This is a genomic window from Nitrospirota bacterium, assembly GCA_020846775.1.
GTDB lineage: Bacteria > Nitrospirota > 9FT-COMBO-42-15 > HDB-SIOI813 > HDB-SIOI813 > RBG-16-43-11.
The window spans coordinates 1-5,200 of record JADLDG010000077.1 but is presented as its reverse complement, the minus strand read 5'-3'; the positions used below and the strand labels follow the sequence as shown (position 1 = coordinate 5,200).

Sequence of the window (5,200 nt, the reverse complement as noted above, 5' to 3'; positions counted from 1 at the left end):
CTGCTTAAAGGGGTATACTCAGATATGGGACGACTAAAGATCATTGATTTAAAGGCAAATGTGGAGGTCATTTAATAACCATGGATACCGGGATATGTCATTTTCCACACGAATCGGGACACAACCGTTTGTTCTGTTAAACATTAAAATGGAACGTTAAGATGATTCAAGATCAGATTAACATTAGCAGGATGGGATTTAGCCGTCAACAAGGTTGATGCATTTTAAAGGGACAATAACAATTTGTTTTCTCTCTTATGGTAAATCTTTACATTAATTTTAATAAATAATATACTCGCCTCAAACACATGGCATTTAACCAAAAGGGGTATTTCATATTCTTTGAGAACGGAGTGTTATGAAAATATGTGCAGCAGGGATTACTAAATAGCTATGGCACTTATCAGTCTAAATGAAATCTCAGTTACCTTCGGCGGGCCGCTTTTATTTGATCAGTTGACGCTTCATCTGGAAGCCGGCGAGCGAGTGGCGCTTTTAGGGCGCAACGGGACTGGCAAGACCACCCTGATGAAGGTAATTGCCGGTCAGATGAAGGTTGACAGTGGAAAGATTATCCGCCAGCAGGGTGTTGAGATCACACATTTGCCTCAGGAGATCCCGGTAGATATAAACGGAAACGTTTTTGATATTGTAGCCTCAGGATTAGGTAATCGCGGCGGCCTCATCAAAGATTATCATCATATCATCCATCAGATGCACGACGATCATTCACCGGAACTCATGCGAAGGTTAGAACGGCTGCAGACGGAATTAGATCATACCGGGGGATGGGATATCAATAACCAGGTGGAATATGTTATAGCCCAAATGAAGCTTGATCCAGAATCCGACTTTCAAAATCTGTCAGGGGGGCAAAAACGCCGTACACTCCTGGCAAAGGCGCTGGTCTTAAAACCCGGAATTCTCCTTCTAGATGAACCGACCAATCATCTCGACATTGATTCCATCAACTGGCTGGAGGGATTTTTAAAGAATTACCCGGGGACACTCCTTCTGGTTACCCATGACCGTATGTTTATGCGCAATATCTCCACTCGTATCATCGAACTTGACCGGGGAAAGCTCTTTAGCTGGAGTTGTGATTACGAGACCTTTTTAATCCGTAAACAAAATGCTCTGGATAATGAAGCAGCAAAACAGGCGGAGTTTGACAAAGTCCTGGCTGAGGGGGAGATCTGGATACGCAAAGGGGTAAAGGCCCGCCGGACCCGCAATGAAGGTATGGTTAAAGTCCTGGAACGGATGCGCGAGGAGAAAAAAGCGCAGCGCAAGGCGATAGGCCAGGTCAATATGCGTGCACAGGAGGCCGCACTTTCAGGTGATCTGGTTATAAAAGTTTCTCACCTCAATTACAGTTATGGCGACAACTGTATCATAAAAGATTTTTCAACGCAGATCATGCGCGGCGATAAGATTGGAGTTATGGGGCCCAACGGTATGGGCAAGACCACTTTGTTGAGGCTGCTATTGGGTGAGATGGTACCCATGAAAGGCAAGGTACGTCTGGGAACGAATCTCGAGATAGCTTATTACGACCAGTTACGTGAACAGTTGGATGAAGAATTGACAGTAATCGAGAATGTCTGCGGCAAAGGCGATACGGTTACCATTAATGGTAAGCCGAGGCATATTGTTGGATACCTTCAGGACTTTCTTTTTTCGCCTGAGCGGTCCCGTACTCCGGTCAAAGTCCTTTCCGGAGGTGAGCGCAACCGGCTTTTTCTCGCCAGGCTTTTTACCAGGCCATCCAATGTCCTGGTCATGGATGAGCCGACCAATGACCTGGATATCGAGACCCTGGAGTTGCTGGAAGAGCTGTTAATTGAATATTCCGGGACACTGCTTTTAGTCAGCCATGACCGTGCCTTCCTTAACAATGTAGTAACAAGCACCATGGTCCTGGAAGGCGACGGGATTATCAATGAATACCCCGGTGGTTATGACGACTGGCTCTCGCAGCGAAGACCTGAAGTAAAAGACTCACAACCAAAGGCAAAAGACCCCGGAGAAAGCAACATCGTTAGAAAAGAGAAACTCCGTCCCCTGAAACTCTCCTTTAAAGAAGAAAAAGAATTGGGCTCATTACCGGAAAAGATCGAGTCGCTTGAAAACGCCCGTGAAGAACTTTTTTCTCTCATGTCGGATGCAGAATATTTTAAAAAGACACCGGCTGAGATGAGTGAAATCAAAACAAAACTTGATACAGTTGAAGCCGACCTGGTATCAGCATATGAGCGGTGGGAATATTTGGAGGAGTTGAGGAAAAGGGTGGGATCATAAGGTCAGATGGAAAATAACAACAGGAAATTCCTCGGTCTTCAACGCAATGTATTCACCCTCGGCTGGGTCAGTTTTTTTATGGATGTATCGAGTGAGATGATATATCCGCTCATGCCATTGTTTCTAACCAATATCCTCGGGGTAAATAAGACGATTGTCGGGTTGATCGAAGGTATTGCAGAAAGTACGGCAAGCCTGCTTAAGGTTGTTTCCGGTTATATATCAGACAGGATGAGGAAGAGAAAGCCGCTTATCCTGTATGGCTACGGATTATCTACATTTACAAGACCTATCCTGGCGCTGTCAGCAACCTGGATTGGGGTCCTCATTTTCCGCTTTGTTGACAGGATTGGAAAAGGGATCAGGACAGCCCCAAGGGATGCAATAATAGCTGAGTCTACGGGATCTGATCACCTCGGTCGTGCCTTTGGTTTTCACAGGATGATGGACACCATTGGCGCCATTGTGGGGCCGGCCATTGCTATAGCTGTCCTGTACTTCTTGGGAGTCAGTTACAATTCTAAAGACATCTTCATGCAGGATTCCGGTACTACTGAGTATGCCTTCAGAACTATCTTCTGGATATCTATCCTGCCTGGAGTGGCAGCAGTTATCCTGATTATATTATTTGTAAGGGAAAATATACAGATGCCTCAAACCAGAAGCCGCAAGAACCTGATCACCCTTAGCTTTACAAACGATCATTTCAGGAAATTTCTTATTGTGGTGTCAATATTTACATTGGGTAATTTCAGTAATGCCTTCATAATACTTAAGGTACAGGATGCCGGTGGCGGTCTGTTTAATATTACCATCTTATATCTTCTGTTCAATGCCGTTTACTCAGTGTCATCCTTACCCGCAGGTATGGCCGCAGACCGCTTTGGAAAGAAACGGATGATTCTCAGCAGTTATATCCTGTTTGGTTTGATCTACGCAGGATTTGCTTTTGCCGATTCTCAGACCACTGTTTGGGTACTATTTCTTTTATATGGCATTTTTATGGGTATAAGTGAAGGACAACAGAGGGCATTTGTTGCTACCCTGATTCCTGATAATGTTAAAGGTACAGGCTATGGCGTCTATCACACAATTACAGGGCTGATTACATTACCATCAAGCTTTATAGCAGGTTTGTTGTGGGATATGAAAGGCCCGCAGGCGACATTCCTGTTCGGGACGGTTACAGCTATTGTCGCATCTATTCTTTTTCTTGTCTTCTTTTGGAGACGTCCGGCATTGACGCAGGTCTAAAACCCCGCTTATTTACTCATACGATTACAGGGAGCTCAGTCATCATCTTTATCTGTATTAGGAGTGACGTCAACGGCATGGCCTGGCCCGCTGATCCCGAAGTCTGGCCGGATCTCACTGTGACGGACATGGCCGCCAAGATAGGCGGTATATGCAAACAGGACCATGACAATTAATGTTAATATCATCATTCCGCCCTGAAAATATCCCGGGAACATCGGACTTTTTCTGTAGATTATGAGACCAATAATGGAAAATAGTCCAAGTACTATCATGGCGATAAATGAAAAAATTGCGATCCCTTCATGCTCCTCAATCATAGGCTTTGAAACCCCGGCAAGTTTTTTAATAATACCTTCTGTCGGTTCCCCTGATAGAAATACAGGGATGGCCGAAATTGCGACAAAGAAAATAAACCAGTATGATATCTTTTGCAGCTTCTTATCCATTGTTAAAAAGGCAATTAATAACAGTATGCCGCTAAATATGATGCCAATGACCGGAACATGTGTCAGTGCTACGTGAATGTGTGATGCGTTCATAAGGCTCCCTTATTAGTAAGAGGTTTTTTCTCGTATCGAACTGTCTAAATTATCAGGATATGATTTTGTTGTCAATAGAATAGATCGGAGAACAGCTATTGCATCTTTACCATTGCAACCCGTCAGACCGCCAAAGGGGTCACATAGTTTCAATCCTTGTTTTAATGGAATCCTCATAGATACTTCCAGCCACCCAACCCCAGGTCATCATTACAGCAGTTTCAATCCTTGTTTTAATGGAACCCTCATAGATACTGTATACAGAACTTGCATAGTTCCATTTTGCATAGTTTCAATCCTTGTTTTAATGGAACCCTCATAGATACTCTATATGTTCTTTCAACTATGCAAAGCTCAGAATTGTTTCAATCCTTGTTTTAATGGAACCCTCATAGATACATCTCGCTCCTTGGGCATCTGCTAATTTACTTGAAGAGTTTCAATCCTTGTTTTAATGGAACCCTCATAGATACGGTGCAGCATTTGGATTGCTGTATTTTGTTCTCATAGTTTCAATCCTTGTTTTAATGGAACCCTCATAGATACAGATTAGAAAATAAATTAAATGGGAGGAGAAATGAAGTTTCAATCCTTGTTTTAATGGAACCCTCATAGATACTATGTCATTTTCCACCTCCTGCCCTGTGGGGCTGTGTTTCAATCCTTGTTTTAATGGAACCCTCATAGATACTTATGACGTTGAAATTGAGGTTAATACTGAAAATGTGTTTCAATCCTTGTTTTAATGGAACCCTCATAGATACCTGTCTGCCTGTCTGCAAAATTATTATATATCTATGTTTCAATCCTTGTTTTAATGGAACCCTCATAGATACCTGCTTATAAGGGGGTTACATGATCTCACCTGAACCGGTTTCAATCCTTGTTTTAATGGAACCCTCATAGATACGGAGTAGCAGAATTTCTTATGCGTAATGACGATGGGTTTCAATCCTTGTTTTAATGGAACCCTCATAGCCTCAAAGGTAAAGTAAATTCCATACCCCAGGGCAATGAAAATTCCATAGTGAAAGTCAGTATATATCAGGTAGTGATTTGATACAGATCCTGTAGGATTCCTCCTTGAATGAGACAAGGAGGGG

The 5,200-nt window shown here is 43.1% G+C and carries 3 protein-coding genes and 1 CRISPR repeat array; of the genes, 2 read left to right on the top strand and 1 reads right to left on the bottom strand.

The annotated features are described in order from the left end of the window. Positions 1-393 precede the first annotated feature (393 nt). Positions 394-2,301, top strand: a complete 1,908-nt coding sequence (locus tag IT392_09770) for an ATP-binding cassette domain-containing protein (GenBank protein MCC6544772.1) — start codon at positions 394-396, stop codon at positions 2,299-2,301. A 6-nt stretch (positions 2,302-2,307) separates the two neighbouring features. Further along, entirely contained in the window at positions 2,308-3,555 is a 1,248-nt protein-coding gene (locus IT392_09765) for an MFS transporter (GenBank protein MCC6544771.1), read from the top strand. Positions 3,556-3,590: 35 nt separating this feature from the next. Here the strand turns inward: IT392_09765 and IT392_09760 are convergent, their stop codons facing one another. Then, the gene (locus IT392_09760; GenBank protein MCC6544770.1) at positions 3,591-4,097 is read right to left on the bottom strand and encodes a hypothetical protein; all 507 of its coding nucleotides are present in this window, start codon (positions 4,095-4,097) and stop codon (positions 3,591-3,593) included. A 146-nt stretch (positions 4,098-4,243) separates the two neighbouring features. Next, a CRISPR array of direct repeats spans positions 4,244-5,079; the repeat unit is 37 nt; unit sequence GTTTCAATCCTTGTTTTAATGGAACCCTCATAGATAC. Between the last annotated feature and the right edge of the window lie 121 nt (positions 5,080-5,200).